A 21,170-nucleotide genomic window follows, 5' to 3' on the forward strand; every position below is an offset into this window, starting at 1 on the left:
ATGATCAAAAACTATTTTAAAGCAGCGCTTCGCAATTTCCGGGCGCACCGTTTTTTTACTTTCGTAAATATAGTGGGATTGGCTATTGGTGTCAGTGCGGCCCTGGCTATTTATGTTATCGTAAGTTTTGATCTCAGTTTCGATAGGTTTCACAACGATAGTGACAGGATTTACAGGGTCGTAACGGACTTTTCATACATGGATAAGGTAGTAGCCAAATTGGGCATGGTAAATGGCCCGCTTCCCGCGGTAGTAAAAGCAGAAGCAACTGGTATAAAAACTGCCACTCGCTTTTTAGAAATGAAAAACACTGATGTACAGGTCCCCGATGAAACATCAAATCCGGTTAAATTCAGAGGTGAAAGCAGTATTGTGCTGGCTGATGATGAATATTTTAATCTGTTTAATTACAAATGGCTGGCAGGTTCGCCAGCTACAGCGCTTAGAGAGCCATACCAGGTGGTACTTACCTCTGCTCAGGCCAGGAAATATTTCCCCAATGCTCCTTACAACCAATTATTGGGCAAAACGATCATATATGACAGCATCAAAACAACCGTTTCTGGCATAGTTCAAACTCCCGCTCAAAATACCGATTTTTATTTTAAGGATTTTATATCCTATCCAACCTGTTTGCATAATGCTAACCTGAAAAACATGACCCGTTTAACCGAGTGGCCGGGTGTGGTGTGGCAATTATTCATTAAGATTGATAAACATGCGAATGCCGCTGACATAGAAGAGCGGATCAATGGGTTGCTGAAAAAATACAATAAAGAATTAAGGCCTGGAGACGGCCAGACTGAACATTTACAATCATTCCGCGACCTGCATTTCGACCCGGGATATGCCAATTTTGAAAAAGGGAGGCGGGCAAACAAGACTACGCTATATAGTTTACTCATTGTTGCCGGATTTCTGTTATTGCTCGGATCCATCAATTTTATTAATCTTTCAACAGCGCAGGCTGCACAGCGGGCCAAGGAAATTGGGATCCGTAAAACCATGGGCAGTAGCAGATGGCAGCTAATTGTACAGTTTTTGAGCGAAACTTTGGTTATCACACTTGTTGCCATCTGCATAGCCATGGTACTGACACCGGTGATATTGAAATTCTTTGCAGATTTTATCCCCCCGGGCGTATCTGTTAATTATTTTGATAGCAACCTGTTGCTGTTTTTATTCACACTCCTAATAACAGTAACCCTACTGGCCGGATTGTACCCCGCAATTATCCTTTCCGGATACCGGCCGGTATCTGTATTACATAACCTGCCGAACAAAGATACAGGCAAGAGCAGCGGAACGTTGCTTCGAAAGTCGCTGTCAGTTACGCAGTTTATAATCGCCCAATTTTTCATCATGATAACGCTGCTGGTTAATAAACAGGTTTTTTATGCGCTGCATAAAGATATGGGCTTCAGTAAAGATGGGATCATCAACATAAGTACTCCTCTTAATACGATAAACACCAACAAACAACAGTTATTTAAAGACAAAATAAGTCAGATCCCCCAAATCGACTTAATGAGTATCGGAAGCGAGCCGCCTGCTGATGAAAAGATCGGAGTATGGGAAGTAACTTATAACGACGGGAAAAAAGAAGTTAAAGCAACCCTGCAACAACGAAACGGCGACGAGAATTACCTTAAAGTTTACCGTATAAAATTATTAGCCGGCCGTAACCTGCAACCGGCAGATTCACTGACTGCCGTACTGGTAAATGAAAAATATACCCATATGATAGGTTTTCAGAACCCCGCGGATGCTGTTGGGGCATCTTTTGATTATGAAGGCAATAAGAGAATGATAGTTGGCGTAGTTGCTGATTTTTATCAGAAATCACTGCGGGACCCAATCATGCCCATGTCTATACAAACCCCGCATTACCGGTTTAATGATCGGTTTTTCCATATCTTGCTAAAACCTCAAACCACCGGAAATAATGATTGGAGCAATGCCATCGGCAGAATGAGAAAAGCCTGGACGGAGGTTTATCCAGATATTGAATTTGATTATCATTTTTTTGATGAAGAGGTAGCCCGTTTTTATGATAGCGAACAGCGCACATCGAAATTACTTGGCTGGGCAACAGGACTTTCTATATTAATCAGTTGTTTGGGCTTACTCGGGCTAACCATTTTTAATACCAACAGGCGCACACGGGAAATTGGTATCCGAAAAGTACTTGGCGCGTCGGTAACACAAATAGTAAAGTTATTGTCGTCAGAGATAGCCGGATTAATTATTTTATCTTTGGTATTGGTTATGCCATTTGCCTGGTTTGCAATGAATAAATGGTTACAAAGCTATGCGGACCGCACGGCAATAAGCTGGTGGATATTTGTTCTTAGTGGAATTGGAATGTTGTTTGCCGCATTTTTGACATCAGCTTTTCAAACAATCAGGGCGGCTTCCTCAAATCCGGTAAAAAGTTTAAGAAACGATTAAAATGCCGTTTGTAAAACATTCTTTATTATTCTTTCAAAAAACCAGTTTATATTTAGTGGTGTCAAGCAACCATTAAAGTCAGAAATTTCTAAACATTAAACCTTATATCTCCTGAAGTAAATGCCGTCGTATTTTACATGGGGGGCATTATTTTAACCCCAGCCTGCTGCGCAGAAGATCCCGGTAAGTGCTGCCTATCGGGATTTTTTCGCCGTTAATAATAAGCTGATGTACTTCGATCATGGTAATATGTTTGATAGCTACCACATACGATTTATGCACCCTTAAAAAATCCGTTGCGGGTACGAGGTCAAAAATATCGCCCATGTTTTCGCGCACCAGGATGTTTCTGTCTTTAAGGTGAATGGTGATATAATTACCGTCTTTTTCCAGGTACAAGATCTCATCTACTTTAACCTGGTAAGTTTGCGGGCCGCTTTTGATAAAAATGGTGGGCTCATCCTCTTTGTTTGCCCCATTTTTTGAAGATAGTGCCGCTGCGGCTTTATTTATGGCCGCAAGAAAGCGCTCGAAGGTGATAGGTTTCAACAGGTAATCGAGGGCGTTCAGGTCGTAGCTTTCTACCGCATAGTGACTATAAGCGGTAGTAAAAATGATCATTGGCCTGGGCGACAAGGTTTGCACCAACTGCATTCCGCTGATATCAGGCATATTAATATCCAGAAAAATAAGGTCTACCTTTTCGCGGTTCAGGAATTCGATGGCCTTCACCGGTTCGCGAAAGGTGGCTTTCAAATCAACCAGGCTGGTTTTAAGACAATAGCGCTCTATCACTTCAAGCGCCTTAGGCTCATCATCAATGGCAATGCAGGTTATCATTCCAGGTCAATTTCGAGTTTAACAATATATTTCCCCCGGTCTTCATTGATCTGCAGGTCATGTTTGCCAGGATACAAAAGATCGAGCCGTCGCTTTACATTCCCGAGCCCGATGCCGCTTTTCTCGTCTTCCATTTTTTTGATGGCGCTATATTTAGTGTTGATACAGGTAAAGGTCAGCTTATGATCTGAAAGAACAATGGCGATATCTATCCCGGAGGTTTGTCCGATAGAAACGCCGTGCTTAAAGGCATTTTCAACAAAAGGGATAAATAGCATCGGAGCGACGACGACAGCTCCCGTCTGCGCAGGGTGATCAAATATCACTTTTACCTCATCAGCTGCATAACGCAGCTTATTCAGGGTGATGCAGTCTTCCAGGTATGCTATTTCTTTGTTCAGCGGCACGCCGCCTGCATTGCTGTCATAGATCATGTAGCGCATCATGCCCGAAAGTTTGGAGATGCCGTCGGCAAGCTCATCATTCCCCTTTTCCTGTGCCATCGAAAACAGGTTATTGAGGGTATTAAACAGGAAATGCGGATTGATCTGCGATTTAAGGAATTTGATCTCGGTACTCAGTTGATAAGCCTCCAGCTGATTGCGTACCAGTTCATTTCGGGCCCATTCTTTCAAAAAGAAATAGGCTATTGAAAGCCCGGCTGCGGTTAAAAAAATAAGCAGCATAGTGAGCTGCATGTGCACCCAGTTCCCTATTGCAAAAAACGCGTTATGATTTGGTATCAGGTGATTAAGGCCGTCCTTGCCTGCTGCAAAACCAGGAGGCGGAGGCCCCATGGGCAGGCTATTGCTCAATTTAGAACCAACCAAAATATAATTGGCCAAAAAGACCAATATAAACCAGCCGGCGGCTATAGCGATGCCCGCAAATAAGCTTTTATACCGAAGCGCCTTATTAAAGATCCAAAATATATTGCCGTAAAACAGCAGGGCCAGAAACGCGAGTGTAAAGCGGGAATACGGAAAAATGGTGTCTACCTCACTTCTTTCCATGATCTTTCCGTTGTGGTTTACCCGGATCTTGACCGTTGAGCTGGTTAGCGAATTCAGGGTATAGTACACCCCTACCCAGAACGCCAGGTGGATCAGTATCTCGATGATATGTTTGACCTTGATACGGTGCATTCTTCAAAAGTATATTAAGCCCGGCTTATTCATAAATTATTGATGTTAATATAACGATTTGCCGGCTAAACGGGCAATTTTTGAAATCCGGGTTTAGGGCCACCGGCAATTTGTTTTCGGCAGAAGCTCAAATAACAAATATCCATTTTACGCCGAAATGAAGACGCTGTTCATACCAAAGTTTTTGGTGGATTTAAAGGGCAAAGTACTATTGCTTAAAAATATCCAAATTATGAAAAAGCGATTTTTATTGTGCACAGCCCTTTTATCATGCACCATTATGGCCCGGGCACAAAAACCGGATACCGCACAAGTGCTGGTACACTACAAGTTTTCCCACATCAGGGATACCACCAACCGAGAACACCCCTACACCGAGAACATGGTTTTGATTGTAGGTAAAAATGCCGGGGTTTATAAAAGTTATGACAAGCAGTTGCAGGATGCGCTATTTAAAAAGCAGGTACAGGAACAGGTAGCCAACTCACCCGACGGACATGTAAATATCCAGCGGAGATCATCGGGCTCGGGTACGGATTATTACCAGCTCCCGAACGAAAAAAAACTGGCAAGGAAAGAACCGCTCCTGTTCAATAGCTATCTCATAACAGATGCCCTGCCCGCCATCGAATGGAAAATAAGCGGAGATACAGCAACGTTTGGCGGCTTGCATTGCCAGAAAGCAACAGGTCATTTCAAGGGAAGGGATTATACGGCCTGGTTCAGTCCTGATCTGCCGCTGCATATAGGCCCCTGGAAACTCAATGGACTGCCGGGAGTGATTGTGGAAGCTTATGATACCAAAAAAGAAGTTTATTTTAAGTTTGACGGGATTGAAAAAGCGGTCATCTCTCCGCAAAAAAGTGATCAGCCGGCCAGCCCGGCTCCTGATAACCAGGGACGGATGGCCGTGATGATAGGCATGGACGACCAGGTTGGCGATCCAAATATCATCCAGCTCCCCACCAATGCCATTAAAACTACCGAAAAGGAGTTTTCCAAATTGCAGGAGGCCATGCGAAAAGACCCGAATGCCTTTGCTCAGTCAATGGCAGCTGCACAGGCGGCAAGCCAGGGCCGGCCGGCCCCAAAAATCGATATCAGGATCGGTCCGCAGCCGGTGATCAACAACCCGATAGAATTGCCTGAAAAGAAATGAGCCGGATTATAAAATCAGTATGGTTGCTGGTTATAGGGTTACTATTTTCGGCTCCCGGCTTTGGTCAAAGTATTAAGGGGACAGTAAAAGACAGCACCGGGAAACCGGTGCCTTATGCCACTATTAACCTCAAAAACACGGCCACTAATAACATTATAAACTATACCATTACCGATACCAAAGGCACCTACATTTTGCCGCTCCCGGCCAATACACCGGTGAGCGGCCTGCTGGTCGAGGTGCGTTGTATAGGCTATAAAAATCAGAGCAGGGGCATTACGGATTTGCAGGCGCCTGTTGATTTTACTTTATCTGTTTCCATCAACCAGTTACAGGCCGTAGTGATTAAAAGCAGCCGGCCGGTGCTGCGGACTAACGGCGATACCCTAAGTTATAAAGTATCTGATTTCAGCAGCGTACAGGACAGGGTTATTGGCGATGTGATTAAAAAACTGCCGGGTATAACGGTTGCCGCTGACGGCAGGATCAGCTATAACAATAAGCCGATCTCCAACCTGTACATCGGTGGTGATAACCTGCTGGACGATAAATATAATATCGCTACCACTACCATTCCCCAAGGTGCGGTAGATCAGGTGCAGGTGATCCAGAACCACCAGCCCGTTAAAGTGCTCCAAAATAAAGTAACGAGCGATGATGTGGCGCTCAACCTCAGCTTCAAAAAAGGCGCTAAATTACAGATGGTTGGGCAGGAGAGCATCGGCGCTGGCCTTCCTGGCAATTATGATGTGGATTTGAACGCCATGATGTTTAAGGATAAGTACAAGGCCATTAATTACCTTAAAGGCAATAACACAGGTAACGACCTGCAGCAGGACCTGGTATCGCACAATTTTGCCGATTATATGCAGCGGATCGATAACGATGTGCCGGCCACCATGTTATCGCTTGGTTCGGTGAATGACCCGGCTTTGTCGCGTAACCGATATCTGTTCAATCGCTCGGGAATTCTCAATCTCAATAACCTGGTCAATTTTAAAAAGAATGTGCAGATGAAGATCAATGCTTACTATTTGCGCGATACCCGGCGGCAGGACTACAGCCAGCACACCACCATCTTTTTACCCGGCGATACGGTACGCTATAATGAAACGCAACGTAACCGCTTCCGCCCCGACATATTGCATACCCAGTTTACGCTGAACATTAACCAGGATAAATATTACCTGAACGATGTGTTGCTGATGGATAACAACCGGTCCACCAATTACTCAGACCTGAATACAAACGGCAGCATGGTAAACCAGGTATTTAAAGATAACGCGCTGAATTTTTCTAATGAATTTAACCTGATCAAATCCTTAAGATCCAACAATATTATCCAGGCTTACTCCTATATCAGTCATTCGACTGAGCCCGAGAGCAGGACAATTGGGCCGGACTATAACAATCCAATATTCAACAATAATGTACCTTATGCACAGTTGGTGCAAAATGTAAATGTGCCCGCGTGGTATACCAATAACTATATTTCTTTCAAAATACCGTCGAACCTTATCACCCAAAGTTTCAGAACAGGGTTCAGTGTCCAATCACAAAAGTTAAACTCCGATCTAAACGTTGTACAGGCAGATAACACGGTTAACCTTGAATCAGACAGTTCCATCAACCACTTAAACTGGACCAGGAAAAAACTGTATGCCGAAGCGGCTTATGATCTGCCAGGCAGTATCCTCAAAGTGAACCTCAACTTGCCGTTAAGCCTGCAACAGATCAATTATTCGGACAGCCTGTATGCGCTGCGCAAGTGTTTAACAAGGTTATATTTCAACCCGCAATTAAAAGTAAAATATCAAACCGGGATGGAGAACTACCTGAATTTGCTTTACAGCTACCGCAACGAGGCCGGTACCATAGAAGATATGTACCGGGGCTATATCCTGAAGGATTACCGGACCCTTTATGCCAATAATGCCAGCCTTACCGAACGGCAGAACCAGTTGGCAGCCCTTGGGTTTAACTACCGCAAAGCGCTCACCCTTTTGTTCGCCAGCCTGAACATTGTTTATAACCATATCGCTTCCAATAGTATCACTTCGGAAGTAATTACCAACAACCTGCGGCAGCGTGTAGTGTTGCCATACTCCAACAGTACCGATTCATGGACGGTGAACGGTACTGTCAGCAAATATTCCTTCGCATTAAAAACCACTTTCAGCGGAGGGGTACAATGGCAAAGTAATAAGTCGGTGCACATCCAGAATAACGCGCTGCTGCCTTTCAATACCATTTCCAGAACTATAAATGCCGGTGCAGATACCAAAGTGAATGAGCAGGTAAACTTTAGCTATAAAGCTGCATTTACCCAAATCCAAAGTCATTCAGCAGCGGAGGCATCGGCTTATCATATTAACCAGTTGCTTCAGCAAGCGTCGGTAAACTATAACCCGGTAACCAATTTGCAGTTCAAATTATCAGGCGAGCATTACTTCACCCGCCAGCAAGGCAATCCTGATCTCAAATACTTTTTTGCAGATGTTTCAGCAAAATTCAGGGTCGAAAAATGGAAGGCCGACCTGGAGCTGAGCGCCGCTAATTTTCTGAACGTAAAAACTTACAACACGCTTTACTTATCAGCCAATACATTAACTGCCAGTTCGTACACCTTGCCGGGAAGGATTATATTGCTCAAAATAATGTTTCATATTTGAGTGGTGTCAGGTTTTTTAGACAGCCTATCCGGCCTGCTGCTCCTCTTCCGTCAGTTTCAGCAATGTGGCTTCATTTTTTATGCGGATGCTTTTGCCCGATATTTCGATGATCCCCTCGTCGATAAAATCATTTATGGTGCGAAACAGCGATTCATACGCTGCGCCTGTAAATGAGGCCAGATCTTGCCGGGTAAGTTCAATATTGATAAAACCATCTTCGTTAAGTCCGAATTTGTTTTTGAGCGAAATGAAAGCCTGTGCCACGCGGCCTTTAACCGGCATGTGTGCCAGGTTGCGCATCCGTTTTTCGGATTCCTGCAATTCGTTAGCAAAAAAACGCATGAGCTTAATAACAAAGTTATTGTTAACCTGTAGGGTGCTTTCAAAAAAGGGCATTTCGATGTAGCAAATTATACCTGCCTCAATGGCTGTGGCCGAAACCGGGTAAAACTCAGTACTGCCTAAACCAAGATGCCCAACAATATCGCCTTCGCAGGCAAAACGGAGAATGAGCTCTTTTTCCTTATCCCACTTTTTATGAACCTTTACCGTTCCCGAATAAACAAAGTAAATGCCGGTAACGGGATCACCTTCTTTAAAGATCTGCTGCCCCTTTTTTACAACGATATTTTTCCTGGCGGCGCTGATTGCCGGGATCCAGTCGGGCAGGCAGTGTGTACATAAAAAGCAAGTCCCCAAATCGCATTTATCTTTGTTTTTCGCCATTTATTGATGTGTATTTAAGCCGGTGCTGTTATAAAAACATGCTAATTTATTAAAAGCGGCGGCCTTTTGGCTGTTCCCAGGTAGCCATGTTAAAAATAACTCCCAAACTTAACAATACCGCACCGCCAAAAACAGGCCATGGGAATGAGCGGATGCCATTAATGTTAATGCTCCACGGATGGGAATCGAAAGGATTAACGGTATTCAGGTTCCTGAATAGCAACAATCCGGCAATGATGCTTGCGGCACCTAAAACAGAAAGAATAATGCTGGTAATTTTCATAATTATTGTTTGTGCAATGATTTTTATTAAAAACCAAGCAAATGTTGAATAAAAATATTGCATGTGCAATATAAAATTGAAAATAAATTTATTTATACTTGCTTTAAGTATTACCTTTGCAAGAAAAATAGCACAGTCCCCTAAAAACGGAGCGGGACTAATCAAAACATGGAAACAAAACAGAACGCCATCCCGGTTTCACCCTCATTAAATGATCTTTACAATTTTAAATCCGGCTTAAAAGGCACCAGGCAAATGAAAACAAGGCTGATCTTTATATCGGCACTTTGTATTCTTATTGCCGGCCTTATCAGCGTAATAGCCAAAGGCCTTATCTATCTTATTAATATCGTTACCAATATCTCATTTTACGGAACGCTGGATGCCGGCTTTCACAGCCCGGCCAATAACCATTTGGGTTTATGGGTAATTGTTATACCGGCTATAGGCGGCATTATAGTAGGCATTATGGCCCTGTATGGCTCCAAGGCGATCAGGGGGCATGGCATACCAGAAGCAATGGAGCAGATCCTGGTAAATAAAAGCAAAATAAAACCGATTATAACTTTTCTGAAACCCGTATCATCGGCCATAGCCATAGGTACCGGCGGGCCATTTGGCGCCGAGGGACCTATTATTGCAACCGGCGGGGCACTTGGTTCAACCTTTGGCCAGTTATTCAAAATATCGCCCAACGAGCGTAAAATTATTTTGGCAGCAGGAGCAACAGCGGGTATGTCGGCCATATTTGGCACGCCCATAGCAGCGGTGTTTTTAGCTATTGAGCTGTTGTTGTTTGAGTTTTCGCCCCGGGCCATATTACCGATGGCATTAGCTTGTATCACCGGAGCAGCCGGACACCATCTGTTATTTGAAGCCGGGCCTGTATTCCCGATGCCTGATGTAGATACACCTTCAAATACCGCCCTGGCTATTTACAGCATCATTGGCCTGGTCATTGGCTTTATATCACTGGGGCTTACCAAAATAGTTTATTTTATTGAAGATAGCTTTGAAAAACTGCCTATCCACTGGATGTGGTGGCCTGCAATTGGTGGCCTGGCGGTAGGCCTGATAGGTTATTTTGCGCCGCACACCCTTGGTGTAGGATATGATAATATTATCACTATTCTTTCGGGCACATTATCATTGATGCTAATTGTGCGTTTGTGTTTATTCAAATTTCTTTCATGGGCTATAGCCCTGGGCAGCGGCACTTCGGGCGGCACGCTGGCTCCCTTGTTAACCATTGGCGGCGCGGCTGGTGCGGCTTTTGGCGCATTGGTGCACCTGGTATTTCCTGATGCGGGCTTAAGTATTCCAATAGCCGCACTTATTGGCATGGCCGCTATGTTTGCAGGCGCTTCAAGGGCTTATTTAACCAGTATAACCTTCGCGCTGGAGGCTACTATGCAATCGCATGCATTACTACCGTTGCTTGGTGCCTGTACAGCATCGTACCTGGTTTCATTCTTCCTGATGGAAAATACCATCATGACCGAAAAAATTGCCCGCCGGGGGGTATACACCCCTGATTCATACGAACCCGATTTGTTACAGGTATTAACTGTTGCCGACGTTAACAATGAAGTTGGTGAAACCTTAAAAAGCAATAGTACCATAGCCGAAACAAGGGCCCGGCTTACCGGAAATAATATTACCCAAAGTTTTTTTATAGTGACTAATAGTGATGGCAGCTATGCAGGCATGGTTAGCCTGACCGACATTTATAACCATAGTATTTCTGCCGAACTCATCATAAGTAATATAACCAAGGCAAGTAAACAGGCCGTGAGGAGCAATGATCCACTGAAACGTGTTGTGGAGATAATGGCTGAAGAATCGGTAGAGGTGCTTCCCGTTATTGCCGCCGGAAATACTATAGCCGGGCAAATCTCCTATAAAGAGATCTTAAACACCTACTATCAGTATGTTGCCGAAAACCGGAAGCAAAACACACAGATCTCCCTTAAACGGCGTAGACTTAAAATTGCCGCCCGTGGCCGCAGCAGGGCTAAATCTTAAAAATGAAAGGCATCTGAATTTAAAAAGGAACCCCGCGTGATGTAAGATCAGTCGGGGTTTCTTTTTCTGAACATTCCTGTCTCGTAAAAAATTAAATACGCCGAAACTGGGTTATTGCTTATTTATTCTATAGCTTTGATTTTTAAAATATTGCCGCTTGTTTAGCAGCATTTTATCCTCCATTTCTGCCAATTACACCTATTTGATTTAACGTTGCTGTTGAAAGTAATATTTAACTATTAAATCATATTTTATGAAAAAATTTGTAATTGAAAGAGAACTGCCCGGCGCCGGTAATCTGTCGCCCGAAGAATTACAAGCTATTTCACAGGCATCGTGTTCGGTTGTGAATGAATTGGGTAAGCCCTATCATTGGATTCAGTCGTTTGTTACTGCTGATAAGATCTATTGCATCCACATTGCCGAAAGTGAAGATGTTGTTCGTGAACATGCCATGAAAGGGGGCTTTCCGGTAACCAGTATTGCCGAAGTTAAGGCCATCATTGACCCAACAACAAGCACCGCCACAGTTTAATATCAATGCCGGCTGGTAACAAAAAGAGGCCCGTAGTTTTAATACAGGCCTCTATTATTTTACAGTGATGCGTTTTAGTTACCCACCGAAACAGAAGCGTTGGTTTTAAACAGCGGATCGGGTTTAAAATAATTGCCGCCTGTAAAACTGATCACATAATCAGATTTAAAATGGGTACTTTTTTTATAATAATCGGTACTGATGATTTGAGCACCTGATTTTTGGGCTGCTATAAACGAGCTCATATCATTTGCGCGGGCTTCTTCTGTATCCGAGTCGGCACGGGTACGGATAATGTAACCTTTTTTAACCAGCTTTTGAATAGCTGCCAGGTCCTTTTTAGCATCATTCATAATGTGAATGGCGGCTTCAGGTGTGCCCGGCAATGCATCGGCAAACAATACACGGCCTTTTAACGATGGGTGACCGGCGATATAGGCAGCTCTTTTTTCGCCTTTTTCATCAAGAATAAAAATGAACTTCCCTTTGGCCGCTTTAAGCGTTGGCCAGTTGTTGTGCAACACAGCAGCTTCAAGGGTTTTGTATGTGCCGCGCACATCATCAGGCGTTATCAGGTATTGTTTACCCAAATTATCCAGTATCGCCTTGTCCAGGTCGGCAAAAGTTTTTGCTGTAAATTTTTCAGGAACAGTAAAGCCCGGTTTTTTCGACGGCTCGTCTTTAGCATTCATGGTAATGTAAATGGGATTATGATCAGGATGTTCATCACTCCATTTTTTTAGCTCCCGCAGGCAAAGCTTAAAAGTTGCACAGTTGCTGCGGTAGTCGATATCTTCAATATGAAAAACCTTAAAACCAGGTTCTTTCATTACGCCCCGGGTATCAAACGCCGGCTGTCCCGGCACCCAGTCCAACCCTTTGGGATGCGCGTACTTACCGCCCTTGGTATCGGCATATACATCTATTTCCAACGCGTTTAGGCCTAAATTGAGCTGATCGGTAAGGCTGATATGTTCATAATCGATCTTGCTCATACCAACCGAATCTCGCTTTTGCAAAAAACGGAATAGTTTAGGATCAATTGCCTGTTTATAGCTGTTGTGCGATCCTATTACTTGAAAATGGTTGATGGTTTGATTGTCGGGATCACTCTTAATTGCAGCTGCAATAAGAACAATACCGGCAAGTAATCCGCCTATATGTTTCATTGTTTAATTGGTTTTTATTGTTTAATAAACACAAAGCGCAAAGGATAATTCTTTGCGCCTTGTAAAAAGGGTATTATTAATAACCCGGGTTTTGTTTCAGGTTAGGATTTGTTTTTAATTCGGTTGATGGAATCGGATATAACCTGCGGGTTGGATCGGTGTTCATTTTCAGGTCGTCCGTTTTGCCGCCCATAACCGGTAGTGGATATTCTTTCTCGAATAAGCCATAACGGATCAGGTCATTACGGCGCCATGCTTCCCATGAAAGCTCACGTGCGCGCTCATCCAGCAAACCATCCAGGTCAATTGATGTAGCAAGCTCCGCGTGGGCACGGCTGCGTAGTTTGTTTACCAAAGTAAGCGGAGTTTGTGCGTCACCGTTTATGGTAGTAGGGGCAGCACCACGTAATATAGCTTCAGCTTTCATCAGGTAAATATCGGCCAAACGGAATACCGGTACATCGTTACTGTTTAAACGGGTAGCCTGGATGATGTTAACGTCAGGATAGTATTTAATTGAACGTACCCCTTCCGATTGCGAAGTTGTCACATCATTACCCAAATCCATTGGTTTTAAACCGGTAAGGGTTAGTGTTGGGATAATGTTAATTTGCTTGGTTGCGTTCGGGGCCGGGTAATAAACCGGTTGATTGGTGAAGCCGCCATTGCCATCAGGATAATATTGCGGACCGGCCAGCCATGTTTTGCTACGGTCATCGCCGGGAATATTAAAGCGGTTATAAAACTCGGGGGTGGTGCTCATGGCTATACTTAAGCCTACGTTAAAACCGTATGCCTGGGCCAGGTAATAAAAAAAGCCGAAACGGGTAAACTGGTTGCCCGGGATCTGCTGATCGTAAGGGACCGCGAAGATGGTTTCATTAATTGCAGGGCCGTTTGTTGGCAAAAATATATCCCTGTATTTAGCATCCAGGAAATAATTGGTGTTAGCCTGTACGCTATCACACATGGTAACGGTTTCCTGGTAACGGTTGGTGCCTGTATATACGCCAGAGTTCAGGTACATTTTTGCAAGCAGGGCAAACACCATACCCTTTGTTGGGCGGCCGTATTGTGATACGTTTGTTGCTGCATTGCTGGTTTTAGCAGGCAACAATGGTAAAACGCTTTTAAGTTCGCTTTCAATAAACTCATACACTTTAGCCCGGGGCTGATTGGCCGGTTGGGAAGTTACCGGGAAATCGGTAATGATAGGTACATTACCATACAAATCCATCATGAAGTAAAGGTATAGGGCCCGCATTGCTTTAACCTCGGCAATAGACGATGCTTTTTTTGTCGCTGTCGCTGATGATGCATTAATAACACTAATAATACGGTTACAGGTATTGATACCACCAAAGCCCCATTGCCATACGCCTATGACGTTAGGATGGTCAAAGGTCCAGGTATGGTAGTGTAGCTGGCGATACTGGCCGCCATCGTCAAAGTTGCCGTCGCGGGCAGGTAGGATGGCTTCATCAGTCGATAGGTCCTGCATACGCCAGTAAGGCACTGCATAGCTCGATGAAAGGTTTGAATAAATAGTACCGAGCAATGCAGTATAATCTGCGTCTGTAACCGGGAAGTTTGATTTTACGTATTGTGATTCAACAGGTACATCTAATTTTGTACACGAATATGTGCTCATGATCACAGCAATTGCGGCACATATAAAAAATATCTTTTTCATCTTTGTCTTTCTGAGTTTTTTTTAGAATTGTGCAGTTATACCTAAGCTAAAAGTGCGTGTTTTAGGATAAAAATCGCGGTTATCGATGCCTGGGGTTAAACCGCCTATGTTAACTTCGGGATCAACACCACGGTATTTGGTAATGATAAAAATATTGTTGCCCGATGCATAAAAACGTAAGCTCTTAATAGCCTGAATGTGCGGTTTAATGGTATAACCCAAAGTAGCGTTATCCAAACGAAGGTATGAGCCGCTTTCAAGGAAACGATCAGAGATCAGGTATGCGTTGATGTCTTTGAACGATTCGCCTAAGGTAAATCTCGGTATATTCTGCAGTTTCGAGTCGGCTGGATTATTTAAAGCTGCAAGGGTTGCGTTCAGTATCTTGTTGCCATAAACACCACGTACCAGGAAGTTTAAGTCGAAGCCTTTATAGAAGAAACTATTGCTCCAGCCATAAACCAATTTCGGCTGCGCGTCATATTTAATAAACTGATCGGTAGTAAGCGGTTGGGTAGCAGTTGTTGATCCGTCGGCTTTTTGATAGGTACTTACGCCGTTAGCGTTTTTACCTAAATAATGCCATAAGTCAAAAGTGCCGATAGCATAACCAGGCTGAATGATTTGACTGTAGTTGCCCGACTGGCCCTTACCGCCTAACTGGGCAGTTTGAATAAAGTTAAGACCGAACTGGCTGTTTGATAAACTTTGTACAACGTTTTTGTTATGCGAAACGTTGAACGAAGTGCGCCAGGTAAAGGCCTGTGATTTTACAGGTACTGCGTTTAATACAACCTCAATACCGCTGTTTTTAATTTTACCTACGTTAGCAGTGTAAAACGGATAAAAATACAATGTGGTTGATACCGGGTAAGTGTAGATCAGGTCGGATGTTTTCTTGATATAGTAATCTACCGAACCGGTTAAACGGTTATTGAACAACCCAAAGTCCAAACCGATGTTGGTGGTAGCCGTACTTTCCCATTTCAGGTCGGGATTATCATTACGTACCGGACCAATAGAGTTAACAATATTACCATTGTTCAGGAATTTGCCGCCGCCCGGAGGTACACCATAAATTAATCTTGCAGTAAAGGCATCAAAACCTAAGCTGTTACCAGATACGCCGTAGCCAGCCCTTAATTTCAAATCGCTGATAACGGGAATTGATTTCATGAAATCTTCGTTAATAATCTTCCATCCTGCTGAAGCAGCCGGGAAGTAACCATGGCGCTGGTTAATACCAAATGCCGATGAACCGTCTTCCCTGAGTGAAGCCTGTAACAGGTATTTATCCGAAAACTCGTACTGACCACGTGCGTAAAATGAAACGAATCTTAACGTAGAAATATAGTTAGGGTTGAACACAATTTGTGAGAGTTGGGTAGGGTTTGACAGCGCCAGGTAATTATAAGTTAACGCATCGTTTGAAAAACCTTGTGTTTGTACACCAAAACCATCATTGTTACGATCCTGCTGATAAGAGTAACCACCTAATAATTTCAGCGAGTGCTTACCAAAAACACGATCATAATTAAAATAAGCTTCAACAACGTTGCTTGTATTGGTGTAAGCGCTGCGTACCGCTACACCACCGGCATTAACATATATACCCGATTGGCTGGTAGAATAAGTGTTAACGTTATTTTGTTCTTTTTGCGTTGATCCGGATATTGTAAACTTCAAGCCTTTCAAAATGTCAACAGAAGCGAAGCCATTGATCAATGTTTTGTTATTCTCTGTTTTGGTAAAGTTGTTATTAATTAACGATAACGGATTTAAAGGCCCGCTACCTGTACGGGTATAGTTTTCTTTATAAGTGCCGTCGGGGTTAAAAGGGCTAACCGTTGGCAGGTAGAATAAGATACCGGATAATACCTGGCTTTGGAAAATATCGTTGTTTTTGGTAACACTGTTGGTTAGGGTGATCCCTAATTTTAAACGGTCATTAAAAAAGCGTTGGTTGATATAGCCTTTGTAAATGGTACGCTCAAGGCTGGTGTTTTTCAATATACCATTGTTTTTCATATAGTTTACACTCGCGCCATACTCTGAGTTGGTACCTGCGCCCCCATATGAAAGGTTATGATTTTGCGAGTAGCCGGTTCTTTCGGCCAGTTTTTGCCAGTTGGTGTTTGAACCGTCGTCATCGGCAGTACTTAGTTTTGGTACGCCATTGTCGGTTAAATATTTGCGCAGTTCATCGCCGGTAAGTACGTCAATGTTTTTTGACACGTTCTCAACAGCTCCATAAGCGCTATACGTTAACCGTGTTTGGCCAGCTTTAGCCCTGCGGGTAGTAACAATGATTACACCGTTGGCCGCGCGCGAACCATAGATCGCGGTCGATGACGCGTCTTTCAATACGTCGATACTTTCGATATCGGCAGGAGCCAAAAGGTCTATGGACGCACCCGGCACACCGTCAATTACGTAAAACGGCTGTTGTGCAGCTCCTTCACGTAAGGTTGAAGGGCCCCTTAAAATAGTGGCCGGCTGTTTGTTAGGGTCACCGCTTTTGGTAATGTTCAAACCGGCTACTTTACCTTGTAACAACTCGGCAGGAGTAGTTAATACACCGGCATTAAAATCTTCGGCCTTAACCGAGGTGATAGCGCCTGTTACATCCTTACGGCTTGCGGTACCGTAACCGATAACTACAACATCTTTAAGTTGTTTGGTATCGGTAACCATGGTAACGTTAACAACTTTTTTGTCGCCGATGGTAACCTCTTTCGGCAAGGAACCTAAAAAGGTAAATTTAATGACGTCATCGGCCCCGCTTACCACTACCTGGTAAATACCGTTAGCCGAAGTTGAAGTAGCTTTACCTGTGCTTTTAACCGTTACTACCACCCCTGGTAACGGCAGGTTACTTTCGTCGGTAACGGTACCCCTGATGGTACGTTGTTGTGCAAAAACCGCTGACGAGGCCATAAGCATCAGCATAAAAAGACAAATCGTTTTACCCGATCCGTGCCATAATCTAAGAATAGATCTGTAGTTTTTTTCCATAGTTTTTAATTAAAGATAAACCCCTGTTTTAATAGTTGCCCAAGTTGAGAATAGGAGGGCCATAATTGGTGCAAAGCAACGTTTGTTTTATTATCAGGAAATAAATATAGGGTTAACTTATTTATTAATTAAATTTGATATTGATTTTCTTATCCGTGTTACTTTTGACTGATTTTCAGTCTTTTGCAATTGACAAACAAGCAGACTTTGTTAACCGGGGATTAACAAGATTTAAATTTTGACGTTTTGTAAAAAGGGTGTTATGAAGCAACCGCTAAAAAATTCGACTTTTTACAATCGATGGAAAAAGATATATTTAGAAGCAATGGCGCAATTTACCGGTTGGCCAGCGAGATCATCGTGTAGGCTCCATTAGTTTGAATAGTAAACATAAATTCGCTGTTTTGGTAAATCTTGCTGCCGGGTTTTCCATAAATTATGTCTCTGAAGTCATGACTTTCAAGATAGTCCTGGAATGAATGATCGTGCAACACAGGACACATGTACAGAAGTTGTTCCATCCTGATGGCGAGGGCCGTTTTTCGTTTTTTATTTTCCCATCTGTCTTTATCCTGGTTAAAAGTCCATCCGCTGCTGATTTTATTGAGTTCGGTAGTATAAACGCCCGGCCCTGCTTTCATAAGCAGGATCATATCGGCAGGGGTAATTTCTCTTTCTGCTGTGTTTGATTTGCGCCATGGATGAAAAGCAAGCAATAATATCAATAACGTAGCAGTTAGAAGGCCGATCCAAAGGTAATTTCGGCTTTGGGGAGGTTCGGGGATTATCGGATATTCGTGCGGGAACAGTTCATTTTTAATTACCGAGAGTGTATATTTTGCTTCGGCCCGGGCAAGACCTTCTGCAACCAACAGGGCCTCAATCTCATGATCTGAATTGCCGTCGGCAATCATCCACTTTATCTGTTCGGTAATTTGTTGTTTATCCATTGGTAATGATGACAGGGTTAGGTTTAGTTTTGAAACTCAAGATACATATTTTTATAAAGGCAACATAACGGCAATTAAAAATGTAGATAGCGTTTCTTGAATGGGATACGCAAGGTAAAAGCGGCTCTATTTTTTTAGCGTACAGTTTATAATTATTATTGCACCGCTTTAGTTCTTCAAAACCAAATGAAACGCATCCTCCCGGTAATTGTACTTTCCCAGTTTTTTTGCACTTCACTGTGGTTTGCAGGCAACGCCGTTATGGGCGATATAGCCAAACAATTACAGCTTGAACCATCTTATCTGGCTTACTTAACAAGCGCGGTTCAGCTTGGCTTTATTACCGGTACCCTTGTTTTTGCCATCCTTGGTATTGCCGACAGGTTTTCGCCAGTAAGGGTGTTTTTTACCTGTGCACTTATTGCCGCAGCTGTCAATGCGTTGGCATGTTTACCGGGAACGGATGCTGCGATACTATTAGTGCTAAGGTATACCATAGGTTTTTTCCTGGCCGGGATTTACCCGGTGGGCATGAAGATAGCCTCCGACCATTATCCGCAGGGATTGGGAAAAGCCCTCGGTTTTTTGGTTGGAGCATTGGTTTTGGGCACAGCGTTGCCGCACCTGCTTAAAAACCTGATGGCCACATTGCCATGGCGGTACGTTATCTTGTCGACATCGATATTAGCCGCTTTGGGCGGATGTACGATGATATTATTGGTACCCGACGGTCCGGAAAGGAAGCAGGGAGTGGCGCTTAATCCGGCTGCGTTTTTACAAAGTTTTCGAAACAGGCAATTCAGGGCAGCAGCCTTTGGTTATTTTGGCCACATGTGGGAGCTTTATGCTTTTTGGGCTTTTGTCCCCATGATGCTAACCGCCTACAATAATCGGTTCTCAAATGCGATTTTGAATGTCCCCTTACTATCTTTTCTCATTATTGGGATGGGCGCTTTGGCCTGTGCAGCCAGCGGTATCATATCGAAATATCTGGGAGTGAAAAAAGCAGCTACCATCGCGTTGGCAATTTCTTGCACCTGTTGCCTGGTATCGCCGCTATTTTTATTTACCGGCTCGACATGGATATTGATTTCATTTTTATTGATATGGGCTATTGCAGTCATTGCCGATTCGCCGTTGTTTTCAACACTGGTTGCGCAAAATGCCGATCAGCAATCAAGAGGAACCGCGCTAACCATTGTCAATTGCTTCGGTTTTGCTGTTACCATTGTAAGTATTCAACTGATCGCGGCTTTACGAACGGCCGAAAACGCGCGATATATTTACATGCTACTGGCCTTAGGGCCGGTTTGGGGATTAATGGCACTGATAACAGGGCGAAACACTCACCAAGGATAGAAAAGAGAAAAGCTCCGGATCATAAACCCGGAGCTTTTCTCTTTATTGCTTAATTATTAAATGCTTACCTGAATTTAATATTAACACTTCCGCCCGATGCTTCGGCTTTAACCGGGATGCCGCCGCCATTGTATTTACCGTTAACCCGTTCCTTTTCCCATTGTCCGTTAAATTTAGCAACAGATGATGGCGACACGCCTTCACCTCGCAGGTCGAGGTCATAGCCCTGGTTTTGCGGAAGTTCGATATCAACATTACCGGCGCTTGATTCCAGTTTAAGGTATTTGCCCACTTTAAGCATTTGCGCGTATAAACCGCCGCCGCTGGTTTCGGCACTAACGCTGCCTGCCATGCGTTTAAGATCGATGCTGCCTCCTGATGTGCTGGTGATGAGCTCACCACTGATATTATTGCCGTTAACACCGCCACCGCTGGTCTCGGCATTAATGGTGCCTTTTAGGTTTTCTAAAGTTATACCGCCGCCACTGGTTTCAAGCCTGATCCTGCCGTTACAGTTTTTGGCCTCAATACCGCCTCCGCTGGTCTCAAGCGAAATATCATCGCCCGAGTTGGAAACATGAATGCCGCCGCCCGAAGTATTACCGCGGATGGTACCGTAAAGCCTGTCGATAGTTAAACCGCCGCCGCTGGTACTGAATTTTTCGTTGCCTTTTAAGTTATCAAGACCAATACCGCCTCCGCTGGTTTCCAGGTCGGTTGCGCATTGCTGCGGTACATAAATACGGAATGAGATGCTCAATGAGCTTCTCCAGTTAAAAAAGTTTTGACGCTTGCTTTTGGCGATGGCCCTAACTTCATGCCCGCTAACAGATATATCAAGTGTATAATCCTTGTCAAGGCGTTTTTTGATCTCTTCCTTTGAAAGCTCACTGTTATTATTGCCTTTGATGTAAACTTCAACGCGCGGTACCTGTCCGGCTTGTCCGCTAACTACAATACCACCGGCTGATGTCCGTACTACAGCACTGGTAATAGCATCATTGGCTAATGACCTGGTGAGGTATAATGAACGGCTATCGCCATTTTGCGCTACCGCCACAGCAGTTTGCCCGGCAAGCAAAAGGAGTAAAATATATTTTTTCATAAATGGGGTTTTAATGGTGATACAACTATGACCACACTTTACC

At 43.8% G+C, this 21,170-nt stretch carries 15 protein-coding genes; 6 read left to right on the top strand and 9 right to left on the bottom strand.

Annotation, left to right across the window (positions count from 1 at the left end; genetic code table 11):
* Positions 1-2,451 carry an FtsX-like permease family protein gene (locus tag ACP26M_RS20925; RefSeq protein ID WP_426582957.1) on the top strand — a complete coding sequence of 817 codons (2,451 nt, stop codon included), beginning with the start codon at positions 1-3 and terminating at the stop codon, positions 2,449-2,451.
* A gap of 147 nt (positions 2,452-2,598) precedes the next feature.
* Here ACP26M_RS20925 and ACP26M_RS20930 read toward each other — a convergent pair whose 3' ends face one another.
* Together ACP26M_RS20930 and ACP26M_RS20935 are read right to left on the bottom strand one after the other, a co-directional pair.
* Positions 2,599-3,291, bottom strand: a complete 693-nt coding sequence (locus ACP26M_RS20930) for a LytR/AlgR family response regulator transcription factor (protein ID WP_426582959.1) — start codon at positions 3,289-3,291, stop codon at positions 2,599-2,601.
* Positions 3,288-4,436, bottom strand: coding sequence for a sensor histidine kinase (locus ACP26M_RS20935; RefSeq protein ID WP_426582961.1), 1,149 nt, complete (start codon positions 4,434-4,436; stop codon positions 3,288-3,290). Before ACP26M_RS20935 ends, ACP26M_RS20930 begins: the two co-directional genes overlap by 4 nt.
* Positions 4,437-4,668: 232 nt before the next feature.
* On the opposite strand from ACP26M_RS20935, the gene ACP26M_RS20940 reads away from it, so the two are divergent.
* The gene (locus ACP26M_RS20940) at positions 4,669-5,595 is read left to right on the top strand and encodes a GLPGLI family protein (protein WP_426582963.1); all 927 of its coding nucleotides are present in this window, start codon (positions 4,669-4,671) and stop codon (positions 5,593-5,595) included.
* Positions 5,592-8,267, top strand: a complete 2,676-nt coding sequence (locus ACP26M_RS20945; RefSeq protein WP_426582965.1) for a carboxypeptidase regulatory-like domain-containing protein — start codon at positions 5,592-5,594, stop codon at positions 8,265-8,267. The genes ACP26M_RS20940 and ACP26M_RS20945 overlap by 4 nt, the downstream gene beginning before the upstream one ends.
* Positions 8,268-8,291: 24 nt before the next feature.
* Here the strand turns inward: ACP26M_RS20945 and ACP26M_RS20950 are convergent, their stop codons facing one another.
* On the bottom strand, positions 8,292-8,993 hold the full coding sequence (locus tag ACP26M_RS20950) for a Crp/Fnr family transcriptional regulator (protein WP_426582967.1): 702 nt from the start codon (positions 8,991-8,993) through the stop codon (positions 8,292-8,294).
* Positions 8,994-9,042: 49 nt separating this feature from the next.
* Positions 9,043-9,276 carry a hypothetical protein gene (locus tag ACP26M_RS20955; protein ID WP_090533632.1) on the bottom strand — a complete coding sequence of 78 codons (234 nt, stop codon included), beginning with the start codon at positions 9,274-9,276 and terminating at the stop codon, positions 9,043-9,045.
* A gap of 168 nt (positions 9,277-9,444) precedes the next feature.
* On the opposite strand from ACP26M_RS20955, the gene ACP26M_RS20960 reads away from it, so the two are divergent.
* Positions 9,445-11,301 carry a chloride channel protein gene (locus tag ACP26M_RS20960; protein WP_426582970.1) on the top strand — a complete coding sequence of 619 codons (1,857 nt, stop codon included), beginning with the start codon at positions 9,445-9,447 and terminating at the stop codon, positions 11,299-11,301.
* A 253-nt stretch (positions 11,302-11,554) separates the two neighbouring features.
* Complete coding sequence (locus tag ACP26M_RS20965; protein ID WP_426582972.1) at positions 11,555-11,836, top strand: DUF4242 domain-containing protein; 282 nt, start codon at positions 11,555-11,557, stop codon at positions 11,834-11,836.
* A 74-nt stretch (positions 11,837-11,910) separates the two neighbouring features.
* Here the strand turns inward: ACP26M_RS20965 and ACP26M_RS20970 are convergent, their stop codons facing one another.
* The 4 genes from ACP26M_RS20970 to ACP26M_RS20985 all read right to left on the bottom strand — a co-directional run bounded on the left by ACP26M_RS20970 (position 11,911) and on the right by ACP26M_RS20985 (position 18,663).
* Positions 11,911-13,005 (bottom strand): phosphatidylinositol-specific phospholipase C1-like protein, encoded by a 1,095-nt coding sequence (locus ACP26M_RS20970; protein WP_426582974.1) that lies wholly within the window; start codon positions 13,003-13,005, stop codon positions 11,911-11,913.
* A gap of 76 nt (positions 13,006-13,081) precedes the next feature.
* Positions 13,082-14,698, bottom strand: a complete 1,617-nt coding sequence (locus ACP26M_RS20975) for a RagB/SusD family nutrient uptake outer membrane protein (protein WP_426582976.1) — start codon at positions 14,696-14,698, stop codon at positions 13,082-13,084.
* Positions 14,699-14,719: 21 nt separating this feature from the next.
* Positions 14,720-17,713 (bottom strand): SusC/RagA family TonB-linked outer membrane protein, encoded by a 2,994-nt coding sequence (locus ACP26M_RS20980; RefSeq protein WP_426582978.1) that lies wholly within the window; start codon positions 17,711-17,713, stop codon positions 14,720-14,722.
* A 335-nt stretch (positions 17,714-18,048) separates the two neighbouring features.
* A complete protein-coding gene (locus tag ACP26M_RS20985; RefSeq protein ID WP_426582980.1) occupies positions 18,049-18,663 on the bottom strand; it encodes a hypothetical protein in 615 nt (204 codons plus the stop codon).
* A 186-nt stretch (positions 18,664-18,849) separates the two neighbouring features.
* Between ACP26M_RS20985 and ACP26M_RS20990 the strand changes: the two genes are divergently transcribed.
* The gene (locus ACP26M_RS20990) at positions 18,850-20,022 is read left to right on the top strand and encodes an MFS transporter (RefSeq protein ID WP_426582982.1); all 1,173 of its coding nucleotides are present in this window, start codon (positions 18,850-18,852) and stop codon (positions 20,020-20,022) included.
* Positions 20,023-20,086: 64 nt separating this feature from the next.
* Here ACP26M_RS20990 and ACP26M_RS20995 read toward each other — a convergent pair whose 3' ends face one another.
* Entirely contained in the window at positions 20,087-21,127 is a 1,041-nt protein-coding gene (locus ACP26M_RS20995; protein ID WP_426582984.1) for a DUF4097 family beta strand repeat-containing protein, read from the bottom strand.
* Positions 21,128-21,170: the final 43 nt, after the last annotated feature.

The sequence above is a fragment of the Mucilaginibacter sp. R-33 genome (assembly GCF_049949235.1).
Lineage (GTDB): Bacteria > Bacteroidota > Bacteroidia > Sphingobacteriales > Sphingobacteriaceae > Mucilaginibacter.